We start from the raw sequence: 5519 nt of genomic DNA, 5'->3' as shown, positions 1-5519 counted from the left end.
GCAGCTTGCAAGTGGTGCTGACCGACGCCGCCGGCAACGAATCCGAACCGGGCACAGTGAATACCCCGGACCTGCAAGCCCCTGCGCAACCCACCGAGCTGGCCCTGGTTGATGGCGTCACCTTCAGCGGGCGCGGCGAACCTGGCGCCACCGTGCAGGTGCGCGACGCTGCCGGTACTGTGATCGGCACCGGCCTGGTCAACGAGGACGGCACCTTCAGCCTCACGCTGTTCCCGGCCCAGGCCAATGGCGAGGCGCTGGAAGTGCGGCTGTCGGACGCAGCCGGCAACAACTCCGAACCGCTGCAATTCGATGCCCCGGACATCACACCGCCAACCGCCGTCAGCAATATCGTGGTCGGCGCCGATGGCCTGGTGCTCAGTGGCCGTGGCGAGGCCGGTGCTACCGTGGAGGTGCGCGATGCCGACGGCACCGTCATCGGCACTGCTACTGTCGGCGAAAACGGCACCTTCATCGCCGACCTCGACCCCGCCGCCCAGCCAGGCGCGCAACTGAGCCTGGTGCAAACCGACGCCGCCGGTAACGCCTCCGAAGCGCTTGCGTTCGAAGTACCGCTGACCACTGCCCCGACCAGCCCGAGCGAACTGGTGGTGGCCGAAGACGGCACCAGCATCAGCGGCAGCGCCCCGGTGGGCAGCCGCGTCGAGGTGCATGACGCTGACGGCACCTTGGTGGGCAGTATCGTGGTAGGTGCCGAAGGTACCTTCACCGTCATCCTCAACCCGGCCCAGGCCAACGGCGAACTGCTGGATGTGGTGGCCATCGACGCTAGCGGCGCCTCGTCCCTGCCGGTACAGGTAAGCGCACCGGACATCACCGCACCGGTCGCCCCGAGCGAACTGCTGATCAATGGCGACGGCACCGTGGTCACCGGCCGTGCCGAAGCCGGCAGCACCGTGCGCGTGCTGGCAGCCGACGGCACCACCGTGCTGGGCACCGTAGTCGTCGGCGCCACCGGCAGCTTCAGCATCACCCTCGACCCACCACAAGTGAACGGCGAGCAGCTGCAAGTCACCGCCACCGACGTTGCCGGCAATGCCTCCACCGCTGGCAATGTCACCGCACCGGACATCGACGGCGGCGACACCACGCCGCCAGAAGCCCCGACCAATTTGGTCATCGGCCTGGCCGGTGGTCAGCTGAACGGCCGTGGCGAGGCCGGTGCCAGCGTCGAAGTACGTGATGCCCAAGGCAACGTGCTGGCCAACGGCACGGTCACCCCCGATGGCACCTTCCAGCTCACCCTGGACCCGCCGGTTAACGATGGCAGCAGCTTGCAAGTGGTGCTGACCGACGCCGCCGGCAACGAATCCGAACCGGGTACAGTGAATACCCCGGACCTGCAAGCCCCTGCGCAACCGTCGGGCCTGGAGCTGGTCGACGGCGTTACCCTGACTGGTAGCGGCGAGCCAGGCGCCACGGTGCAGGTGCGCGACGCCACTGGCGACGTGATCGGCACCGGCCTGGCCAACGAGGACGGCAGTTTCAGCGTCACCTTGTCGCCTGCCCAGGCCAATGGCGAAGTGCTCGACATCCGCCTGGTGGATGCTGCCGGCAATACCTCCACCCCATTGCAGTTCGATGCACCGGACATCACACCACCTGCGGTGGTCAGCAACATCGTGGTCGGCGCCGACGGCCTGACCCTGAGCGGCCGCGGTGAATCCGGGGCCACCGTCGAGGTGCGCGACGCCAACGGCGCGCTGATCGGCACCGGCACGGTGACCGCCAACGGCACCATCCTGCTCGACCTCGACCCTGCCGCGCTGCCGGGCGAGCGCCTGAGCCTGGTGCAGACCGACGCGAGCGGCAATGCATCGACAGCGCTGGACTACGATGTACCGCTGGTGACCACACCTGCCAGCCCAAGCGAGCTGGTGGTGGCCGAGGACGGCACCAGCATCAGCGGCTCGGCCCCGGTGGGCAGCCGCGTCGAGGTGCATGACGCTGACGGCACCCTGGTGGGCAGCATCGTTGTAGGTGCCGAGGGTACCTTCACCGTCGTGCTCGACCCGGCCCAGGCCAATGGCGAACTGCTGGACGTGGTGGCCATCGACAATAACGGTACTTCGTCGCTACCGGTACAAGTCTCCGCGCCGGACATCACCGCGCCGCTGGAGCCAAGCGACCTGGTGGTCAACCCGACCGGCACCGTCGTCACCGGCCGCGCCGAAGTGGGCAGCACCGTGCGTGTACTGGCCGCCGACGGCACTACCGAGCTGGGCAGTGTCGTGGTGGGTGCCACCGGTGCCTTCGAAATCACCCTCAGCCCAGCGCAAGTGGCTGGGGAACAACTGCAGGTCACCGCTACCGATGCTGCCGGCAATGCTTCCCTGGCCGGCACGGTTACCGCGCCGATCGTCGATAATGGCGGCGATATCACACCGCCGGAACCGGCCAGCAACCTGGCCATCAGCGACGACGGCCTTACCGTGTCGGGCCGCGGCGAAGTGGGCGCGACCGTGGAAGTGCGCAACGACCAGGGCGAGCTGCTGATCAGCGGTACCGTGCAGCCGGACGGCAGCTTCACCGTACAACTGCCGGACCCGGTGGTGGACGGTTCGTCCCTGCAGGTGACCCTGACCGATGGCGCCGGCAACGTGTCCACGCCAGCCCCACTGCTTACCCCGGACAACGTGGCCCCACTGCAACCGGCAGGGCTGGTGCTGACCGAGGGTGAAACCCTGGTGGGCAGCGCCGAACCTGGCGCGCGGGTGGAAGTGCATGATGCTGACGGCAACCTGATCGGCAACACCATCGCCGAGCTCGATGGCAGCTTCACCCTCACCCTCGACCCACCTCAGGCCAACGGCGAGACCGTCACCGTCACGGTCATCGATGCGGCTGGCAATACCTCCGTGCCGCTCAGTTATGTGACGCCGGACATTACCCCGCCGGACATCATCACCAACGTAGCAGCCGGTGCGGGCGGGCTGGCCGTATCGGGTCGCGGCGAAGCCGGGGCCAGCGTCGAAGTGCGTGATGCCGATGGCAACCTGATCGGCACCGGCACCGTCGCCGCCAATGGCACCTTCGTGGTCGATCTCGACACCCCGCTGGCGGCTGGCGAAACCATCGTGCTGGTGCAGATCGATGCCGCTGGCAACCCTTCGGTTGGCCTGGGCGTGATCGTGGCGGATGCACCCGTGCCAGAAAGCCCCAGCGACGTGGTAGTGGCAGGCGATGGCAGTGCAGTCAGCGGCACCGCCCCGGCAGGCTCGCTGGTGGAGGTTCGGGACGCCCAGGGCAACGTGGTCGGCAGCGTACAAGTCGGCCAGGACGGCAGCTTCACCATTGGCCTCACGCCGGTTCAGGCAAACGGCGAAGCACTCGACGTGGTGGCCATCGATGCCGATGGCAACAGCTCGCTGCCGACCCAGGTCAGCGCACCGGACATCACCCCGCCCAACGAAGCGACCGAGCTGCAGCTGAGCAACGATGGCAGCACCCTCACCGGGCGCGGCGAGCCAGGTACCACGGTGCAGGTCATCGACGCCCAGGGCAATGTGCTGGGTAATGCCCAGGTGGGCGCCGACGGTGTCATCAGCGTGCAGCTGGCACCAGCGCAAACCGACGGCCAGGAACTGGACGTGGTGCTGCGCGACAACGCCGGCAACACCTCGACCGCCACCATCAAAGCCCCTGACCTGGACGGGCCGCTGCAACCCTCGGGCCTGGCCATCGATACCGCCGGTATCCACCTGACCGGCGAGGGCCAGAGCGGCTCGACCATCACCGTGCGCGATGCCGACGGCAACGTCCTGGGCACTGCGACGGTGGCCGCGGACGGTCGCTTCGACGTCACCCTGAATACCGCCCAACGCAACGGCGAAAGCCTGACCGTGGACGCCACCGACAACCTCGGCAACAGCGCAGGCCCGGTAGACTTCACCGCGCCAGATACCACGCCACCGCAAGTGGTCACTACACCGGCCATCGACGACACCGGCACCACGGTGACCGGCAACGGCGAGCCGGGCGCCACCGTCACCGTGCGCGGCCCGGATGGCAGTGCGCTCGGCAGCGTTGTGATTGACGCAGACGGCGCCTTCGAAATGACCCTTGACCCGCCACAAACCAACGGCCAGGCGCTGACCGTGGAGCAGCGCGACCCGACCGGCAACCTGTCGGCGGCCGTAGATCTGGCGGCACCCGACAGCGAGGCTCCGGCGATTCCCGGCGCCCTCAGCCTGTCGGGCGACGGCACTACCCTCACAGGTACCGGTGAACCCGGAGCGCAAGTCACCGTCACCGGCACCGGCGGCGCGGTAGTGGGCACCGCCACCGTGCAGGCAGATGGCAGCTTCAGCGTGGCCATCAACCCTGCGCAGGTGAATGGCCAGACGCTGACCGTCACCCAGGCGGACAGCGCCGGCAACCCTTCCCCTGCCGACACCGTGACCGCTCCGGACCTCGAGGCACCGCTGCCGGCCCAGGGCCTTGGCCTGAACGAAGAAGGTACGCTGCTCAGCGGCCAGGGCGAAGCAGGCAGCACCGTGGAAGTACGCAACAGTGCCGGGGATTTGCTGGGCACCGTGGTGGTGGACGGCGACGGCACCTTCCAGGTACCGATAGCCCCACCGCAAACCAACGGCGAAACAGTCTCGGTGGTGCTGATCGATGAAGGCGGCAACGCCTCGCCTTCGACCAGCTTCACGGCCGACGACAATACTGCGCCAACCGCACCGGCAGGCCTCACCATCACCGCGGGTGGCAACGCCATCCAGGGCACTGGTGAAGCAGGCAGCACCGTCGAAGTACGCAACGTCGCCGGCGACCTGCTCGGCAGCGTGGTGGTACCGGCGGGTGGCAACTTCACCGTACCGCTGGCGCCTGCACAGCTTGATGGGCAGGTACTCGAGGTGACCCTGACCGATGCTGCCGGCAACGTCTCCGACAGCACCCCAGTCACCGCACCAGACATCACCCCGCCGGCCCTGCCTACCGAGGTGGCAGTCAGCGATGACGGCACCACCGTCACCGGCAGTGCACCGGGCGCCAGCACTGCCACTGTGACCGACAGCGCGGGCAACGTGGTCACCGTACCGGTCGACCCGGACGGCAGCTTCAGCGTGCCACTGACCGACCCGCTGACCAACGGCGAGACACTGACCGTGGTCGTGACCGACGCTGCCGGTAACGATTCGGCGCCAATCACCACCACTGCGCCAGACACCACCGACCCACTGCCAGCCACCGGGATTATCGTCAGCCCGGACGGCACCACCGTGGGCGGCAGCGCCGAGCCAGGCAGTACCGTGGAAGTGCGTGACGCCGACGGCAATCCTGTCGGCAGCGGCACCGCTGGCCCGGACGGCACCTTCGTGGTGCCGGTAGACCCGCCCTTGGCCGCTGGCGACAACGGCACCGTGGTGGTCATCGACCCGGCGGGCAATATTTCCACTGAAGTGCCAGTGGCCGGGCCTACCGGCACCGAAGCCGCAACGCCTACCGGCCTGAGCATCAGCGCCGACGGCTTCCTGCTCACCGGCCAGGGC

Annotated in this window: 1 protein-coding gene; it reads left to right on the top strand. The window is 68.1% G+C overall.

Going from position 1 to position 5519, the window contains the following annotated elements; genetic code table 11:
• A partial coding sequence (locus tag HP546_RS24875) for an Ig-like domain-containing protein (protein ID WP_256678530.1) occupies positions 1-5519 on the top strand: 5519 nt, incomplete at both ends.

The sequence above is a fragment of the Pseudomonas sp. CM25 genome, from assembly GCF_013179705.1.
Lineage (GTDB): Bacteria > Pseudomonadota > Gammaproteobacteria > Pseudomonadales > Pseudomonadaceae > Aquipseudomonas.
The sequence above is the reverse complement of the archived record's forward strand: the minus strand, read 5'-3'. Positions and strand labels throughout refer to the sequence as shown.